This is a genomic window from Dielma fastidiosa, assembly GCF_003475485.1.
Taxonomy (GTDB): Bacteria; Bacillota_I; Bacilli_A; order Erysipelotrichales; family Erysipelotrichaceae; genus Dielma; species Dielma fastidiosa.
In genome coordinates, this window is record NZ_QRQL01000002.1 from 300,909 (window position 1) to 318,417 (window position 17,509).

A 17,509-nucleotide genomic window follows, 5' to 3' on the forward strand; every position below is an offset into this window, starting at 1 on the left:
AAATACAAATCTGTTAAAAAATCAGTGTCGCTGCCAAATTCACAAGCATACATAAGCCCAAGCCAATCAATGTCGGAAGCGCAAATGCAATCAGCGTCCACCGCCAGCTTTGTGTCTCTTTCTTGATGGTCAGCAGGGTCGTTGCACAAGGCCAATGCAGCAAAGTAAAGAGCAGGGTGCAGATCGCGGTGATCCATGTCCAGCCATGATCTACCAGCAATGTTTTTAACTGCATTATATTATCATAATCAACCATGGAACCGCTGGCTAAGTAGCTCATAATCAGAATCGGTATCACGATTTCATTGGCTGGGAAACCAAGGATAAAGGCCAACAGTATATAACCATCTAACCCGCACAGCTTTGCAAAGGGATCAAGAAGTCCTGCGCAGTGAGTCAGCAGTGTGGCATCACCGATTGTAATATTCGCCATCAGCCAAATTAAGAGACCGGCCGGGGCGGCCACTGCCATCGCTCTGCCTAACACAAACAGGGTACGGTCGAAAATTGAATGTACAAGCGTTTTGACAATCTGCGGTTTACGATAAGGCGGCAGCTCCAAAATAAAGGTGGAGGGCACCCCCTTAAGAATCGTTTTATTCAGGAGCGACGATACCTTAAAGGTTGTGAATACGCCTAGCAGAATGACTCCCATTAACAGCAGTGTGGATATTATTGACTGCATAAAAGGCAGGGAAGCTCCGACAAAAAACATCGTTATAATAGCTATCATTGTAGGAAAGCGCCCGTTGCATGGTACAAAGTTATTCGTACAGATAGCCATTAAACGCTCTCTTGGCGAATCGATGATCCGACAGCCGACGATGCCAGCCGCATTACATCCAAACCCCATGCACATGGTTAGTGTTTTCGGCGCTATGGTTTGATTTTAAAACGCGGATGAAAAACGATCTGCTGCTGCTTTTCATGATTCTCATCACTTCCCTGACTGATTTCAATAGATTCAAAAAACGCAGATAACAGCTGCGGTGACAGCTCGTCAAAGCGAATAATATCCCGATATATTTTTTCAAAATCCACAGTGTCATCTACCGTTTGTCTAAAGCTGTCCAGCTGACTTTTCTCTGCTTCATAATGCTCTTTGAGCTGTTCAAAGCGCTGAGCGCTCAGCGTACCCGCATAATAATCAAGATAGAGCGTATCAAGGATGTGATTCAATTCATCAATGCGTTCATTCTCATGCTTGGACGGCGACAGCTCCTCTTTGATCTCAGCAAATACTTCCTGCTTCTCAGCCTCATCCAAGAGTGCATAGCGTTTAAGCACTTCCCTTGTACACTGCATCAGATCATTATAATCAATAAAATGATTGCTGCAGATCGATTTTCCATGGCTTTTGTATGAACCGCATGCCAGAATCACATGCGGCATACTGCCAATCGTCGACATGCCGTGATGACAGTCAGCACAAACCGCAATCTTTGAAAAGCTGTTAACAAAGCTGTCTTTTTTTACACACTGCCGCTGCTTTGCCCCTTCATTGGCTAAATCGAATAATTCCTGTTCCACAACCGCCTCATGTGTATTTTCTACAATGATCCATTCCTGCATCGGCAATGCACTGACATGACGATTTTTAAAACTGCTCTTGACTGACTTCCCCTGTGCGCTGTGTCCGCGATAAACCGGATTCTTCAATATCTTACGGATCGTTGAAGCCGACCACGCCTTTTTCTGGGTATAATTAGCAAGCTTGAGATGCGGGTATTTCTGACAGCGATAAACGGCCGGTGAACTGATTTTCTGCTCATTTAAGCTTTTCGCAATATTGGCGGAGGAACAGCCAAAAGCCGCCATTTCAAAAATTCGGTGTACGATTGGAGCCGTATTGGGATCAATCACTAAATGATTCTTATCATGCTTATCCTTTTGATACCCATAGGGCGCAAAATTGCCGATAAAGGCGCCTTCACGCATTTTAGTCTGAAAAGAGGAACGGATTTTCCTAGAAGTGTCGCGGGCCACCATTTCGTTAACCACGTTGCGGAAAGGGGCCAGATCATTCAGCGGCTGATCCGAATCCACCTCATCATTCACCGCGATAAAACGCACATTCTTAGCGGGAAAATAGACTTCAGTATACTGACCGGTTTGAATATAATCACGGCCCAGCCGCGACAAATCTTTTACCAATATCAAATTAATTAAACCATTTTCCACAGCCTGAATCAGCTGATTGAACCCCGGCCGGTCAAAGGTTGTTCCGGATACGCCGTCATCACAGAATTCCGCCACGATATCAAAGCCGGCTTTTTCCGCATAATCCTGAAGCAGCTTACGCTGGTTGGAGATACTGGAGCTTTCTTTTTGATTGTCATCATCTTTTGAAAGACGTAGATAAAAAGCACCGCGCAGCTTATGCTTTCTTTCCATAACGCACTTCCTTCAAAATCAGTAATTTGATTAACTGTTTAAGCTCCATTTTACCGCTTGTTACTTGTACTGTATAATTTACTTTCTTCTTTTTCATAAGATCACCATTCTATCATATGAAAAAAGAACCACGCTTAGACAAGTGGTTCTGATTCTATTGATAATAATTGCTGCTGCTTCTCTAATAATGATTGTGATGTATACAATTCATAATATGCGCCCTTTTGTTTCATCAGCTCATCATGAGATCCCATCTCTTTAATCAAACCATGATCAAGAACAATGATTTTATCCGCATTGACAATTGTCGATAAGCGATGCGCAACCACAAAGCTTGTGCGGCCGGCCAGCAGTTCCTTGATTGCCAGCTGAATCACCTTTTCACTCTCTGTATCGATAGAGCTTGTCGCTTCATCAAGAATCACGATGCTTGGATCAGAGAGGATAGCACGGGCAAATGAGAGCAGCTGTTTCTGGCCGGTAGACAGCATATCACCGCCTTCGCCAACCTCACTGTCGTAACCCTTAGGCATATGCATAATAAAGTCATGGGCATGAATCAAACGCGCTACATCTTCAACCTCTTGATCAGTAGCATCCGGCCGGCCATAGCGGATATTATCCCTGATTGTACCGCTGAATAAGTTGGGAGTCTGCAGCACATAACCGATATTGGAATGCAGCCAGCCGACACTGCGTTTTTGAATATCTTTGCCATCCATTAAAATCTGGCCCTGTTTTGGTTCATAGAAACGGCAGAGCAGATTAACAATCGTACTCTTGCCAGATCCGGTTTCACCAACCAGTGCGATCATTTCACCTTGTTTTACTTGTAGGTTAAAATCGGATAATACCTTTTCATTTTCATTATAGAAGAAATCAACATGCCTGAATTCCACATTGCCAAGCAATGGTTCATAATTCTCTTCCTTCGGTTCCAGTAAGGTTCCATAGACTGCTTTTACTTCATCACTGTCATCAATTTCTACCTCTTCATCTAAAAGACTCAGGATTCGCTCACCGCTTGCCTGGGCCATCTGCATTTCACCTAAAACTCTGGCAATCTGCTTTAAAGGTTCAAAGAACAGCTCCGCGTAATTGATAAACATTGACAGCGTCCCAAACTGTATTACTGAAAGCAGAACCTGATTACCGCCGATATAAACTAATAAAGCCAGCACGATGCCTGATAATAAGAAAACAACCGGCTGAAACAGTGAATTAATTCGTGCCGCCCGCATTGAATAAGTTTTCATGTCATGCGTTTTAATTTTAAATTCCTCATAATTTTCCTGTTCCACACCCAATGTTTTTGTTGTCTTTGCGCCGCTGATGCTTTCTGAGAAACCGGCAGTAATCTTAGAATTACTCTTTCTCGCCTTACGCTGCGCCGATAACAGACGCTTCTGGAAATACATCGTCACAAACCATAAAAAAGGAACCGCGGCTAAAATAGCCAATGCCATTTTCCAATTAACTGCCAGCATAACAGCCGTAATACCAACAATTAATACGGCGCCCCAGATCAGATCCATTAAGCTCCAGGCTAGTATTTCTGCCAGTCTGCCCGTATCCGATGTAATTCTCGCCATCAGCCAGCCGTTTGCGGTACGGTCAAAATAAGGAAAAGACAGATTCTGCAGCTTCACAAAACATTTTTTCCGTAAGTTCTTACCAAAACTGCTCTCTACGCCGCCGGCATAACGGAAATAAAGATAGAGACAGATTGAGCGAATCACAATACCGCCGGCATATACAGCTATAAAAATCGGTAAAGATTCCTGACTTGCCTGACCAACCACATACATATCAATCGCATATCGGTTGAACAGCGGGAAAATAATATCGGTAAGTGCAAAGGCAAGATTGGCCGCTAATAAACAAATAACCACTTTTTTCTCTTCCCACAGAATTTTAAGCATCCGCATCCAGCATGAGCGGTCAAACGCCTTGCTTTGATATTCCTTTTCCTCAAGAATACTATTCGCCATGGCTCTCACCTCCTTCACTTTGTATTTCATAAATTCGTTTATATAAGCCTTCCTCATGAATTAAAGTCTCATGAGTGCCGCTTTGTATCAGCTTGCCATGATCAAGCACCAATATTAAATCCGCGCTGCGCGCTGTATTGATCCGATGCGTAATCATTAAAGTAGTAACCGGATAATCCAGCTGATTTAAGGCATCCTGAATCATCGCATCAGTTTTAGAATCGAGAGCGCTTAGTGAATCATCAAAGATAACGATCGGTGATTTAAGCAGCAGTGAGCGTGCGATAGCCAGACGCTGTTTCTGACCGCCGGATAAGGTTACACCCTTTTCGCCGACTTCAGTATCATAGCCCTTTTCAAATTCCTCAATTACATTATGGATACTGGCCGTCTTAGCCGCTTTGATGATTTCATCGCGCTCACTCTTACTGGCAGCCAGATGAATATTTTCATAAATCGTTTTACTGTATAGAAATGGCTCCTGAAGCACGATTTGTACCTTCTTGCGCAGCCAAGCTTTGCTGATGGTGCGCAGTTCATGGCCGTCTATGCGGATTGAACCGCCCTTATAATCATAGATGCCATTCAACAAATGAATCAATGAGCTTTTACCGCTGCCCGTTGGCCCCATGATTGCCACGCGGGTATTCGCTTCAATATGGAAGCTGACATCATTCAGCGTGTGTTCTTCACTGTCTTCATAATTGAAGGATACATGATCAAACACGATATCACCGATGATTTCAGGCTTAATACCCGCTTCCAGATCTTCTGCCTCTTCATCAAGAATTTCCTTGATACGGCTAACAGATACGCTGACCTTCCCCATATCGGCAAGGATTCTGCCCAGCTGACGGATTGGCCAGATAATCATGCTGATGTAAGTCAGAAAGACAAAGAAGGTACCTACACTCAGCTGTTGCGCCACTGCAAACTGAATGCCGAAGATAATCATGATCAGAATCTGTATCATGCCGATTAAATCGGAGATGTTCCAGAAAATACCTAAGGCGTTGACTAAGCGAAACAGCTTGACACGATAATCTTCATTTTTCTCTTCAAATTTATCAATTTCAACTTTTTCCTGATGGAATGCTTTCACTACCCGCATCGCATTGAGATTTTCCTGCAAAACCGCCATCATTTTTGATTCCGCAATATCGCAGTCCAAGAAGATTTTTTTAGACTTGGTATAGAAAATCAAGGATGCAATCAGAATCAGCGGCAGCAGTACGACTGAAATTGCCGCGAGCTTAGCATGCTTAGAGAATAAGATTGCCGCCGCAAAACAGACGATCAAGATCGAATAAAGCATTTCTGATATTTGTGAGGCGAGAAAACGCCGAATCTGATCGATATCTGAGGTACAGCGCTGCAGCAAATCACCGCTGTCCTTTTGTTTGTGATAGGCAAACGGCAGCTTCTGCATATGATCATAAACCGCGTTGCGGATATTTTCCGCAAAGGTTTCAGATACCAAACCGCAGTTAATGGTTCGCCGATGAACGCCAAAAGCAATTAATATATAAACAGCCAGCATCAGCAATGAACCAATCCATAAATTATTACGCAAATGCGCATCACCGCCCAGCCGCTGCAGAATTGCGGTAATCATTTGATTATCAGCCGGAATCCCCTGAATGACATTATCCACCATGATTGATAAGATCAATGGTGATACCAGCATTGCCAGCGCGTAGATTGCCACATCAAAGAAAATGGCAATAATCCGCTTATCATCTGGTTTCGCATAGTCCAATATAAACTTTAACTTTTTCATATTTTCCCTCCTTTATAGCATAAAAAAAATAGGCATCATGCCTATTAATGAATAAAATGAATGATCTGGCTAAATGAAAAAATCTTTAGACAGGCGGTTTTTATCATGAATAAAAGCATGGTTTTCAGCGTTATAGATGTTAGTATTACGGGTCTTGCAGCTATAAAATAATTTCATGATCATAACCTCCTCTCATTGTGTTTTCACACACTCACTGTTCACATTATATGCCAGGTTGAACTATATTGCAAACTTTTTTTACAGGATATCCAAAAAAACCCTACCCACATGGTTAAGGCCTGCTTACCGCAAGCGCCGGCTTTTTTAAAGGCATGATCGAGATTAAAAGCCACTCTGGGCAGATAACCAAGGTCTTCCAAAAGTGAAAATAAAGGGAAAAAGATAGCCATTGGCGGCAGCATGACGGATACGACCCAAGCCAGCGTGCGATACATTCCCTCAGCAAAAAGACTTTGCGCCCATAAGGGAAAATGCATAAAGGCCAAGAAATTTTTTAAAGGTTCTTCAAAGCTGAAAAGTAAGCCGGACAAAAGCTCAGAGGGTACATTGGCACCGCTGATCGTAATCCAAAATACCAGACACAGAAGCAGGATCATGATGGGTATACCGGTAGCCTTTGAGGTTAAAATCTTATCAATTTTACGATCTCGGCTGTCACTTTGATGATTTTGGGTCATGACACAATTCGCGGCAATTTGTTCACTTTTTTCAACTAATGAGGTTACAAGCAGTTCCCTGAACTGATCCTGGCCAATATGCTGGAGCATAAGAATAGCATTCGCCTTTCTTACTTCATGCATTAATTCCTCATTCGCGCGCAGATCAAAGCCGAGATATTTTTGAATCGAATCAAGCAGTGAAACATTACCGTCCAATAGCTTAATCGCTGTCCAGCGCGCATTGATTTTCTCATCCAGCAGGCCTTCAAGCTGAGGCGTAATTGACGCGATTGCTTCTTCGATTGGCTGCGGGTAAGTGATTGTTAGCTTTTCCTCACTTGGCGCATAGGTATACAGCTCTTCCATCAAATTGTCCAGCCCCTGTTCACTGACCGCACTAGTGCCGATGACAGGCACATGCAGCGATTTAGCCAAGGCTTTCAGATTTACATTGATTTTCTTCCGTCTTGCCTCATCAAGCAGATTGACACAGACAACAACCCGATCAGTAATTTCCAAGGTCTGCAGCACCAAATTCAAATTGCGCTCCAAGCATGTCGCATCTAAAACAATCACCGTCACATCCGGATCGCCAAAACAGATAAAATCACGGGCAACCTCTTCTTCCTGTGAGTTAGCCATCAATGAATAAGTCCCCGGAATATCCACCAAGATGAAATTTTTACCCTTATACTGATAGCTGCCGCGGGCGTTGACAACGGTTTTACCGGGCCAGTTGCCGGTGTGCTGATTCAACCCTGTCAATGAATTAAAGATCGTACTTTTGCCGACATTGGGGTTGCCGCCGATAGCGATAACCCGGTCTGCGGATGTTCTTTCAATTTTTAACTCATGGTCAAGGGCGAACGCACCTGTGGATTGATTTGTTAAGCTCATAAGCTTTCCTCCTTTACAATGAATATCTGATCACTGACATCTTTTCTCAGGGCCAGCACACTGCCGCGGATTCGATAAGCAATTGGATCATTGGCTGGACTTGCCTGCAAGTATGTGATCAGGGTGCCTTCTATACAGCCCAAATCGAGCAGACGGCGCCTGAGGTCAGAGCTGATATTCAGCTGCCGAACTTTTCCGCTCTCGCCTTTTTCAAGCTTACTGAGCGGTATTTGTAAACTCTGCATTTTCTTTCCTTCTTTCTGAATCTTCTCACACTTAACGTATGTCCCAAGTGCTTAATGTTTCAAAATGCCCATAAATGCCTATGTTGTGATTTAAAACCTAAATACTTTGCGTTATAATATCAACATTAAGGAGGATTTTTTATGTTGCCTGATTTTCATGTACATACCGAATTTTCAGGGGATTCACAGACGCCTGTCACTGCGCAGATTGAAAGAGCCATCAAACTGGGCATGGAAACGATCTGTATTACCGATCATCATGATATTGATGCGCCAGAGGGTGACTGCTGTTTTCTTTTAGATATCCCTGCCCAGCAAAAGCGGCTTGCAGAATTAAAGGAAATTTATGCGGATCGAATTGAAATATTGACTGGGATTGAGCTGGGACTGCAGAGCCATGTGAAAGATGAAATCGATGAAGTATTAAACACTTATGAATTTGATTTTGTTTTAGGTTCCTGTCATTACGCAAGAGGCATGGACCCTTATCAGCCAGCATATTTTGATCAGTTGGGGCATGATGAAGGATATCGTGTATTCTTTGAAGCAACGCTGCAGCGAGTGAAGCAATTTGATGATTTTGACAGTCTTTCTCATCTTGATTATCTAGTGCGTTATGAAAAGACACAGCATTATGATTATGCGCTGGTTCGTGACCTCATTGATGAAATTCTACAAGTTTTAATTATGAAAAACAAAGCGCTGGAAGTAAACAGCGGTGGTTTTAAATACGGACTCAACCAGCCAAATCCAAGACTGGAAATCCTAAAAAGATATCGTGAATTAGGCGGTCATCGAATCACCCTTGGTTCTGACGCTCATAAGCCTGAACAATTAGGCATCGGCTTTGAAGAAACCAAAAGGCTGCTGAAATCGTGCGGCTTTGACACTCTTACAATATTTAAAAAGCGCACCCCCATGGAATTGCCGTTATAAATAAGAAAAAAACTATATCAAGCAGACAACAGACAGCGTCATGCTTGATATAGTTTTTATTTATGATAGGGCATATGACGATTAATCATTGTTGCCCGATAGAATTGTTCTAAAACTAATACTCGAACCATCTGATGCGTAAATGTGCAGTCACTCAGTTTCCACCTGAAATCCGCCCTTTTTACTAATTCAGGACTTAAGCCCAATGAACCGCCGATGACAAAGGTAAGATTGCTTGATTGATAAGTATAGATTTTTTCGATTTTGGCGGCCAGCTGTTCACTGCTGATACTTTCTCCCCAAAGATCAAGTAAAATTACATATTCATTCTCTTTGATTTTAGAAAGTACACGTTCGCCTTCAATTTTTTTAACCTGTTCATTTTGCGCATCGGAATTGCTTTCCGGTGCCATCATATCCGCAACCTCAAGTATTTCAACCTTTTCATAAGGCTTCAGACGTTTCACATATTCATCAACTAAAGCAGTCAGTGCCTTATCCTTTAATTTGCCAACTGTTATCAGCTTCATCCCAGCACCACCTGTATCGCTTTTTCCACATTATCACGGATAATGTTGAGCGTGATTTCATCGCCTACCTGACGGCTGTAAAGCAAGGCTCTGAATTGTTTAAAGGATGTGATTTCAACGCCATCAAATTGAACGAGAATATCACCAACTAATAGACCTGCTTTTTCGGCCGGTGAATTTTGTAGCACACGTGTGATATACAGGCCGCTTTGTTGCTCATCCTCATAGCTGATACGATAAATATAACGTTCATAGGCTGATAGCTCACTCAGATCCGCAGCACTGATGCCCAGATTAGGCCGCACCACCTTGCCGTATTCTTCTAATTGACGAATGATTGGAACAACTTCATTGACCGGAATCGCAAAGCCAATTCCCTCTACGGAAGAAATTTTCATTGAATTGATACCGATCAATTCACCAGCCATATTGACTAATGCCCCGCCTGAATTGCCAGGATTAATCGCGGCATTGGTTTGCAGGACAATCATTTGCCAATCGGCTGTACCATTGCCATCTAAATCAATGTCAACTGAACGATTTACACCGGAAATAATACCATCCGTCACGGTGCCTTGATAATTTAATGAAAGCGGCGAACCAATGGCAATGACCGGCTCTCCCTTTTTCACTAAATCTGAATCACCAAACGGCATCGCTTCGACTGTGAAATCAACAGTGGTTTTAAGTAAGGCAAGATCGCTGATCGCATCAGCCCCCATTACTTCCGCGACACTTGTCTGACCGTCACCATAGCTGATAACGATTTCCGAAGCATTCTCAATCACATGGTTATTTGTCACAATCTTGACAGTGCCATCCTGCGCATAGGTAATGACACCGCTGCCTGTTGATGTGCCATTGTAAAGACGGGCAGTAATACCGACAACCCGATTTTCAACCTTGGCTACCAGTTCGCTTAAATCCGTTGTTACTGAGGTTACCATCTGATTGACGGTGGTATTATTGGGTGTATTGACTACTGGTACCGGCTGATTTTTTAATTCAATCAGCTGATAGGTCAATACCCCATTCCATGCGATCAACAAAACAAGAATCAAAGCGGTCAGTTTTTTCATCAGCGTCTGCCTCCTGTAAGTACCTCATGTTGTTTAGCGGCGCGCAGCTTTAAATTTTCCTTCATTCGCTGTTCCCTTAAAAGTGTCTCTTCTAAGACGGTAAGCGCCCGCTCATGTGAATTGCCTTCCTCACTGAGATGTGCCAATACGATTTCCCTAGTGCGCTCACCAATCAGATTAGCCAGATGCTTGGCACTGTCTTCATTGCAAAGATGGCCGTTATCCTGAATAATGCGCTGCTTGACATAAGCTGGACGCGATGTTTTCATCAGCATACCGATATCATGATTGCTTTCAAAAATATAATCATCCGCGTTGCATAACAGCGGATAGTATTCTTCTTTAAAATATCCTGTGTCAGTTACATAGACTAATCTTGATTCTTCATCTTCTAAAAGATAACCCATGCACGCCGCATCATGGCTTAAACGGATACAGCGTACATGTATACTTGAAATAGTAAACTCATCATCAGGATGAATAATTTTTTGATTCATGATGCCTAAATCTTCTTCCGCATAGGTATCAATTCCCTCAAACAGCTTTATAGCCGCGATATGATCTTTATGTGTATGAGTAATCAATAAACCATCTACCGCATGCGGATCAATACCGATTTCATTAAAACTGCTGTTTAAATATTTCTTCGTTGTTCCGCAATCGATAACGATGCGTGAATCCTTATTCTCTACTACGCAGCAATTCCCTTTAGAACCGCTGGCTAACATTGAAAATTTCATCGTCAGCACCCCAAGAATTGACACGTATATAAGCTTGTGCCATAACCGCCGGTTCGGACTTCAAAATGGACATGCGGCCCAAATGCAAGACCTGTCTGACCAATCTGACCGATTATCTCACCTTTATCCACAACCGTGCCCACCGGCCAGAAGCCCGGTACATTCATATGACCATAATAAGTACGATAGCCATTGTTATGGTTGATAACCATGTAGTTGCCATTGATGCCATTATATGAATTTTCTTCAACAACACCGCGGTCAGCCGCGTAGACGTTGCCATAATGGTCATACATATTTTGAATATCAATCGCAGTGTGTCCATAGTAACAGTTCCAGCCGCAGGTAACTGTAGGATTATCCACCGGCCAACGGAAAGAGCCGCTGCCGATACTTGGAATAACCATTGTACCGATACGAACGATCGCATGATCAGGATATTCGGTAATCAATTCTGAAATTGTTTCTACCTCGGTTTCAATACCATTTACTTCTGTAACCCGGCGCAAGACATTCTTCTTACCTTCTTTGTATTCTTGAACTGTCTGCGTAATTCCTTCACGCAGTGTAGGATCATAAATATATTCCGTTTCACCTGGGAACGCGATTTCTTCACGCATTACTTCCTTAACCACCTCAACATTGATCGGTGAGTTTACCTTAGAAACGTTAAGCTGCATCCCTGCCTGTAATATTTGTGTCTCTGATTTTAATAAATCAGGATTTAAAGCAATTAATGAACGTGATGATATTCCTGCTTTCAATGCAATATACTGTACAGTGTCATATTCATCAACCGTTGTATAACTCGGTTCATAATCATAGCCATAATAAAGCCATGTCAAATATTCATCATAGCTTTTTAAAAGCTTTTCAATCGGTACGAATTTTTCAGTGATTTCAGCAGTTTCTTCAAAGCGATAGCTGATATCACGGGCATTTTTGGCTGAGTAAACTGTTTGCTTCTGGAAGTTATTCAGTTTCCAATATGTATCCGCAGGATCGACTCCCTCATTTTCCAAGAAGTTCAGTACAAATTCTTCACGCGCCTTAGAAAATTCCGTAGGATCTTGAACATAAACAACACTGCCATTTGAGAATTCTACCTTATATCCCATGATTGAGAATAAATCATTTTCATCAATATAAGCAATGATTTCATCATCCTTATCCTCAACCTTGCTGAGTGAATAAGATTCCGTCACATGAATATCTTCACCAAAGCCTACCTTTGAATCCGGGAACTCATCCTTATACCGTTCCTCATAAACCTGATTTAAAAAGCTGTCAAGCTTGCTTTGATCGGTAATAATCCCCAGCTGACGGTCTTTGTAATAGACTGTATAAACGCTCTGTTCCTCACTGAAAGTCTCAATTACTTTTTGAGGAATGATAGCATCCTGAGCCAGCTGAGCCGCGGCATCTTCATCAGGAATGGCATTGATGATCCCAAATTTAGGATAAAAGAAGGCCAGCAGAATACTGACAAATGCTAGTGAAACTATCAAAATCAGTTGTTTTTTCATGCCGTTCCTCCTTTATTCGTTATAGTTATAAAATGCGTTATATGATTTATCAAAAGCTAACTCAACCTGTCCCGTAGCACCGTTACGATGCTTGGCAAGATTAATTTCAGTGCGGTCAGGTTCTGTATTATCCGGGTCTTTATCCCGGTTATAGTATTCGTCACGATACAGGAACATAACAATATCGGCATCCTGCTCGATGGCGCCGGATTCACGCAAATCGGATAACATCGGACGTTTATCCTGACGCGATTCAACACTACGCGATAATTGTGACAGTGCGATAACCGGAACCTCTAGCTCACGGGCCAATGCCTTCAGGGCACGTGAGATATCGGATACTTCCTGCTGTCGGTTATCGGAACTGCCTCTTGAATTACCGCTGATTAATTGAAGGTAGTCAATGACAACAAGATCTAAACCATGTTCAGATTTTAATTTACGGCATTTAGAGAAGATGTCACCCATCTTTACCACAGCGCTGTCATCGATAAATAATTTACATGCCATGATTTCATTCGCCGCTTCTGAGAGCTTATTAAATTCATCATTATTTAAGAAACCGGTACGCAGCTTATTACCCTCTACCCTGCCTTTGGCAGACAGGATACGTTTCATCAGCTGTTCGGCGGGCATTTCCAGTGAGAAGATTGCGATTGCCCCTGGATTAAGCAAAGCCGCATTTAATGCAAGGTTAAGCGCGAATGCTGTCTTTCCCATTGAAGGACGGGCCGCTAAAATAATCAAATCACCCCGCTGGAAACCATTGGTGATATTATCCAGCACATGATAGTTCGTTTTAATTCCTGTTACACCGCCTTTAGCGTCACGCAGCTTAATAACCTCGTTGATAACTTCATTCACGACTTGTTTGCTGCTCTTAAAATCAGTAGTCCGCCGTGAACGAGTTACTTCCAGTATCTCTTTTTCGGCCTTATCCATGATTTCGTCAAGCTCACTCGCCGAGTCAAACCCTTCTTCAGCAATCTGTTCCGCAGTTTCAATCAGCCGGCGCATATGCGCGCGGTTTTTAATCATTTCAATGTAGTAAATACTATTGGCACTCGTTACCGCTGTATCACTTAACTTCAGGATATAATCGGCACCACCGACCAAATTCAGCTCGCCGGTATCCTGCAGCCGGGTAATCAAACCCATCGCGTCAACCGGTTTGCCATTGTCAACCAAATGCATCATCGCTGAAAAGATCCGCTGATGCAGATCTAAGAAAAAATCTTCTTTTACAAGATCCTGGTCACCCACATCACGGATGACTGAAGGATAAATCAGCATCGCACCCAATATTGCCTGTTCCGCTTCTAATGAGTGAGGCAGCTGACGAACCTGATTGTTATTCATATCCCTGTCCTATTGTTGTTCAGAAACATGAACTTTAATTGAGCCAATTACCTGATTGCGATATAAATCAACCTTCACATAAGTAATTCCCAGTGAAGAAATCGCATCCGTATCAATAAATTTACGCTTATCTAAATTAATGTTCTTCTTACGCAGCTCTTCAACGATCTGCTTTGTGCTCACTGAACCAAACACTCTGCCGCCGGCACCGGTTTTCACCTTAAACTCAAGCGTTAAGCCTTCCAGTTCAGTTTTAATTTCCTTAGCCTTAGCTTCTAAAGCCGCTTCCTCCAGCGCCTGTTCATGCTGCTGGTTGGCAAGGATTTCCTTGCTGCGCTCAGTAGCTGCTACCGCTAAATGCTGACGAATCAGAAAGTTACGGCCATAACCGTCAGAGACTTCAACCATGTCTCCTTTTTTGCCAACCTTTTTAACATCACTCAGTAAGATTACTTTCATTTTCGTTTTCCTCCTCTGTACTCTTCTTAATTGTAGCCATCAATTCCTCATTGATTGCCGCTACACTTGTGTCATCGCGTGACAAGGCCGCCGCCGTAAAATGACCGCCGCCATGCATCGCTTCCATAATCAGCTGCACATTGACTACACCGCGTGAACGAGCCGATACAGCCACCACATTCTCTGCCGTCTTCGCTATGACAAAGCTTGCTTCAATACCCTTAATATTCAACAGATAATCAGCCACCTGACTCATCATCGTGCGTGAAATAATTTCATTATTATCAACTGCCGCTACAATCATATTGCCAAACACAAGTTTACCATATTTCATGATATTTGTCTTAGCTTCAAAATCAATAAAGTCTTCTTTCAGAAGATTTTCAGCCTCAATTGGATCAACGCCCATTTTTCTAAGGGCTGCTGCCGCTTCAAAGGTCCGTGAACCCGTGCGCTGTTTAAACCGATTCGTATCAATCAGAATACCTAGATACATGATTGTCGCTTCCGCCTCACTGAGATCCAAACGGCTTGATGAATAAGGAATAAATTCCGTCACCAGCTCGCTGACTGAGGAAGCCGAGGTTTCGACATAGACCAATAATGGGTTATCAATAAAGGCTTCTGAACGTCGATGATGATCAATGACAATTACCTTATCAACAAAATTCAAAATCTGAGGGGCATTGCAGTGATTCGGATTGTGGAAGTCCACAGCAATCACCAAATCATCCTTTGATGCGATATTCATTGCCTCTTCTTCAGTAATAAAATGATGCCGATCATTTAATACCGGCGCATACACATGCATCGCATTATCCAGCTGCGGTTCAATACCGCCGCTTTCAGACACGATATAGACCTCTTTGGCATTTGCCGCGCAGATACGGCTCATGCATAAACAAGAACCCATGCAGTCAAAATCCATATTCTTATGGCCTACGATAAATACCCGCTTCACATCAAGAATCGCTTCCTTGATTGCCTGTGCCATTACCCGGACACGAACCCGGCTGCGCTTCTCCTGTGCCTCAGAATTACCGCCGTAATATTTTACGTCACCGCCATATACCTTGACTGCCACCTGATCGCCGCCGCGGCTTTGCGCCAGCTCCAGCAAATCATTGACCATCGTATCCAGCATTTGAAGATCACTGCTGCCTCTGGCAAAGGCCATGGACAGCGTTACTGCCACACCGTTTGCCGTCGCATTATTGCGCACTAAATTTAAGATACTAAACTTATCTTTTAATATCTCCGCAAATATTTGTTCATCAAGAATCACTAAATAGCGATCAGAGCGCAGACGGCGGGTTGCCATGCCGTATTTTTTCGCCCACTCAACAAGCGGCTGACGCAGTGTTGAATTCATCAGCGATATTTTTGCTTCATCCTCATACTGTGAAATATCCATGTAATTATCAAGATGCATCAACCCTAAAACAAGCCGTTCCTCTTGATATTTAGAATTAATCGTATCAAATTCAGTAATATCCTTTACATATAAAACTTGGGCATCTTCCTTGCGGGTAATCTCATAGACACTGTCCTCATCCTTGATTTTTACGACATCGACATCGCCGGTAAACAGATCATTTAAAATCGGATTCCAGTTAGAAAGCCGTTTCCCTATCAAATTGATGCCTTTTTCCTCAAGAAAATCATTGATCCAAGTCACATTATATTGTTCATCATAAATGATGATTCCCGTCTTACCAAAAATCAGCGCATCCTTGGCATCGCGTCCCAATACGCGTGAAATATCGATATCTCGATTCTTTTTATCTCTTTCATAACGAACTATCACCCATACGATCAGCATCGCATTAAATAACAGACATGCGGTAAAAACAATACCCATGGATGAAAAGCCAAAGAAATATAAGAGTCCGTTCAGTACAGCTTCCGCTGCCAGAATGATGATAATTTGTATTTTAAAGTTTTCCAGACGGTCCATTAAATTCACCTCTTTTTAGTTTGGTTTTGATATCGGCAAAGCTATCCCAAAAACCTAAGCCGATTAAAAACGGATAACACAGCGGTATCATTACCGCTAAAACAAGCAAAACCATATATTTCTGTTTACCCAGCACATGCATGAAGCACATTGCCACACTGATGCCATAAGCAAGATAGATAACCATCGCCGTGATGCTCAGCGCCAATATAACAGTTGCAGCTGATTCATCTACCGGTACATATTCAACACCCTTGCTCATAATCATTAAAACAGCTGCTAAGACAGCCGCCCATGCCGGCAGACGTAAATCAAAATATGATTTTGGCGTATTCGTTTCGACTTTTAAACGCTTTAGAATTAAAATCGCAAGTAAATGAACACAGAGACTTTGCATGACAACCATGGCCGCAAACAGCACAAGTGACGCTAGCATTGCCAGATTTCCCAGGGGAATGATTTGATTGACATTCAGTAATTCCAGAAATTCAATGATTCCCTGCAATTCTTCTCCTATATTATAACCAAAAAGAGAAGCTAAAACAAATGTAGTGATAAGATAAGAAAAAAAAGTAAAAAGTAATGTACCGCCTAACAGAATTCGATTTGACCATTTTTTTCTTACCCCGGCACCATAAAACAAACCGATGATTAATGATGAAAATAAATAAAAGATCGTCTGCGGAGTTGAAAGCATCAGGCTTAACAGCATCATAGCAGCTGAAGTAATCAATCCCCAGCGCAGTCCCTGCCTTGCCGTATACACAAGAATCGGCAGACTCAGCAGCCAATAAAATGTACTTTCTAAGATACCGGCACTTTGACGATTAAGAAAAAGAATCAGACCGATCATGCCAACCATCATTGCGCCTTCTGTAATTTTACGTGTTTCACTCTGATGCATAAGACCCTCCTAAAGAATAAAACCTCCATCAT

Annotated in this window: 15 protein-coding genes; 1 reads left to right on the forward strand and 14 read right to left on the reverse strand. The window is 42.6% G+C overall.

The window, feature by feature from the left end:
- Positions 1–13 precede the first annotated feature (13 nt).
- The 6 genes from DWZ33_RS06210 to DWZ33_RS06235 form a co-directional block, all read right to left on the reverse strand.
- A complete protein-coding gene (locus tag DWZ33_RS06210; protein ID WP_420841412.1) occupies positions 14–853 on the reverse strand; it encodes a nucleoside recognition domain-containing protein in 840 nt (279 codons plus the stop codon).
- 23 nt (positions 854–876) lie between these two features.
- Positions 877–2,394, reverse strand: coding sequence for a recombinase family protein (locus DWZ33_RS06215; protein WP_118454196.1), 1,518 nt, complete (start codon positions 2,392–2,394; stop codon positions 877–879).
- Positions 2,395–2,528: 134 nt separating this feature from the next.
- Positions 2,529–4,385 (reverse strand): ABC transporter ATP-binding protein, encoded by a 1,857-nt coding sequence (locus DWZ33_RS06220; RefSeq protein WP_118454197.1) that lies wholly within the window; start codon positions 4,383–4,385, stop codon positions 2,529–2,531.
- Positions 4,375–6,165, reverse strand: coding sequence for an ABC transporter ATP-binding protein (locus DWZ33_RS06225; protein WP_118454198.1), 1,791 nt, complete (start codon positions 6,163–6,165; stop codon positions 4,375–4,377). Before DWZ33_RS06225 ends, DWZ33_RS06220 begins: the two co-directional genes overlap by 11 nt.
- Before the next feature lie 218 nt (positions 6,166–6,383).
- Positions 6,384–7,742, reverse strand: a complete 1,359-nt coding sequence (locus DWZ33_RS06230) for a ferrous iron transporter B (protein WP_118454199.1) — start codon at positions 7,740–7,742, stop codon at positions 6,384–6,386.
- Positions 7,739–7,987 (reverse strand): FeoA family protein, encoded by a 249-nt coding sequence (locus tag DWZ33_RS06235; RefSeq protein WP_022937222.1) that lies wholly within the window; start codon positions 7,985–7,987, stop codon positions 7,739–7,741. Before DWZ33_RS06235 ends, DWZ33_RS06230 begins: the two co-directional genes overlap by 4 nt.
- Before the next feature lie 141 nt (positions 7,988–8,128).
- Between DWZ33_RS06235 and DWZ33_RS06240 the strand changes: the two genes are divergently transcribed.
- Positions 8,129–8,923, forward strand: coding sequence for a histidinol-phosphatase HisJ family protein (locus DWZ33_RS06240; RefSeq protein WP_118454200.1), 795 nt, complete (start codon positions 8,129–8,131; stop codon positions 8,921–8,923).
- A gap of 56 nt (positions 8,924–8,979) precedes the next feature.
- Here the strand turns inward: DWZ33_RS06240 and rlmH are convergent, their stop codons facing one another.
- Genes rlmH through DWZ33_RS06280 form a run of 8 tightly spaced genes read right to left on the reverse strand, consistent with a single transcriptional unit; the run spans position 8,980 to position 17,477 of the window.
- Positions 8,980–9,453 (reverse strand): 23S rRNA (pseudouridine(1915)-N(3))-methyltransferase RlmH, encoded by a 474-nt coding sequence (gene rlmH / locus DWZ33_RS06245; RefSeq protein WP_118454201.1) that lies wholly within the window; start codon positions 9,451–9,453, stop codon positions 8,980–8,982.
- Positions 9,450–10,532, reverse strand: coding sequence for a S1C family serine protease (locus DWZ33_RS06250; RefSeq protein WP_022937226.1), 1,083 nt, complete (start codon positions 10,530–10,532; stop codon positions 9,450–9,452). The genes rlmH and DWZ33_RS06250 overlap by 4 nt, the downstream gene beginning before the upstream one ends.
- Positions 10,532–11,272, reverse strand: coding sequence for an MBL fold metallo-hydrolase (locus tag DWZ33_RS06255; RefSeq protein ID WP_118454202.1), 741 nt, complete (start codon positions 11,270–11,272; stop codon positions 10,532–10,534). The genes DWZ33_RS06250 and DWZ33_RS06255 overlap by 1 nt, the downstream gene beginning before the upstream one ends.
- 2 nt (positions 11,273–11,274) lie before the next feature.
- A complete protein-coding gene (locus DWZ33_RS06260) occupies positions 11,275–12,798 on the reverse strand; it encodes a peptidoglycan DD-metalloendopeptidase family protein (protein ID WP_118454203.1) in 1,524 nt (507 codons plus the stop codon).
- A 12-nt stretch (positions 12,799–12,810) separates the two neighbouring features.
- A complete protein-coding gene (gene dnaB / locus DWZ33_RS06265; protein ID WP_022937229.1) occupies positions 12,811–14,157 on the reverse strand; it encodes a replicative DNA helicase in 1,347 nt (448 codons plus the stop codon).
- Positions 14,158–14,166: 9 nt separating this feature from the next.
- On the reverse strand, positions 14,167–14,616 hold the full coding sequence (gene rplI / locus DWZ33_RS06270; RefSeq protein WP_022937230.1) for a 50S ribosomal protein L9: 450 nt from the start codon (positions 14,614–14,616) through the stop codon (positions 14,167–14,169).
- A complete protein-coding gene (locus DWZ33_RS06275; protein WP_022937231.1) occupies positions 14,594–16,573 on the reverse strand; it encodes a GGDEF domain-containing protein in 1,980 nt (659 codons plus the stop codon). The genes rplI and DWZ33_RS06275 overlap by 23 nt, the downstream gene beginning before the upstream one ends.
- Positions 16,551–17,477: a DUF2232 domain-containing protein gene (locus DWZ33_RS06280; RefSeq protein WP_110370643.1), complete on the reverse strand. Its 927-nt coding sequence runs from the start codon at positions 17,475–17,477 to the stop codon at positions 16,551–16,553. Before DWZ33_RS06280 ends, DWZ33_RS06275 begins: the two co-directional genes overlap by 23 nt.
- Positions 17,478–17,509 lie beyond the last annotated feature (32 nt).

Bases quoted from the DNA above. Each gene is read 5' to 3' on its own strand.
- DWZ33_RS06220 (WP_118454197.1), bottom strand. From the start codon at position 4,385: ATGGCGAATAGTATTCTTGAGGAAAAGGAATATCAAAGCAAGGCGTTT.
- rplI (WP_022937230.1), bottom strand. From the start codon at position 14,616: ATGAAAGTAATCTTACTGAGTGATGTTAAAAAGGTTGGCAAAAAAGGA.
- DWZ33_RS06250 (WP_022937226.1), bottom strand. From the start codon at position 10,532: ATGAAAAAACTGACCGCTTTGATTCTTGTTTTGTTGATCGCATGGAAT.
- DWZ33_RS06280 (WP_110370643.1), bottom strand. From the start codon at position 17,477: ATGCATCAGAGTGAAACACGTAAAATTACAGAAGGCGCAATGATGGTT.
- dnaB (WP_022937229.1), bottom strand. From the start codon at position 14,157: ATGAATAACAATCAGGTTCGTCAGCTGCCTCACTCATTAGAAGCGGAA.
- DWZ33_RS06225 (WP_118454198.1), bottom strand. From the start codon at position 6,165: ATGAAAAAGTTAAAGTTTATATTGGACTATGCGAAACCAGATGATAAG.
- DWZ33_RS06215 (WP_118454196.1), bottom strand. From the start codon at position 2,394: ATGGAAAGAAAGCATAAGCTGCGCGGTGCTTTTTATCTACGTCTTTCA.
- DWZ33_RS06230 (WP_118454199.1), bottom strand. From the start codon at position 7,742: ATGAGCTTAACAAATCAATCCACAGGTGCGTTCGCCCTTGACCATGAG.
- DWZ33_RS06255 (WP_118454202.1), bottom strand. From the start codon at position 11,272: ATGAAATTTTCAATGTTAGCCAGCGGTTCTAAAGGGAATTGCTGCGTA.
- rlmH (WP_118454201.1), bottom strand. From the start codon at position 9,453: ATGAAGCTGATAACAGTTGGCAAATTAAAGGATAAGGCACTGACTGCT.
- DWZ33_RS06260 (WP_118454203.1), bottom strand. From the start codon at position 12,798: ATGAAAAAACAACTGATTTTGATAGTTTCACTAGCATTTGTCAGTATT.
- DWZ33_RS06240 (WP_118454200.1), top strand. From the start codon at position 8,129: ATGTTGCCTGATTTTCATGTACATACCGAATTTTCAGGGGATTCACAG.
- DWZ33_RS06210 (WP_420841412.1), bottom strand. From the start codon at position 853: ATGGGGTTTGGATGTAATGCGGCTGGCATCGTCGGCTGTCGGATCATC.
- DWZ33_RS06235 (WP_022937222.1), bottom strand. From the start codon at position 7,987: ATGCAGAGTTTACAAATACCGCTCAGTAAGCTTGAAAAAGGCGAGAGC.
- DWZ33_RS06275 (WP_022937231.1), bottom strand. From the start codon at position 16,573: ATGGACCGTCTGGAAAACTTTAAAATACAAATTATCATCATTCTGGCA.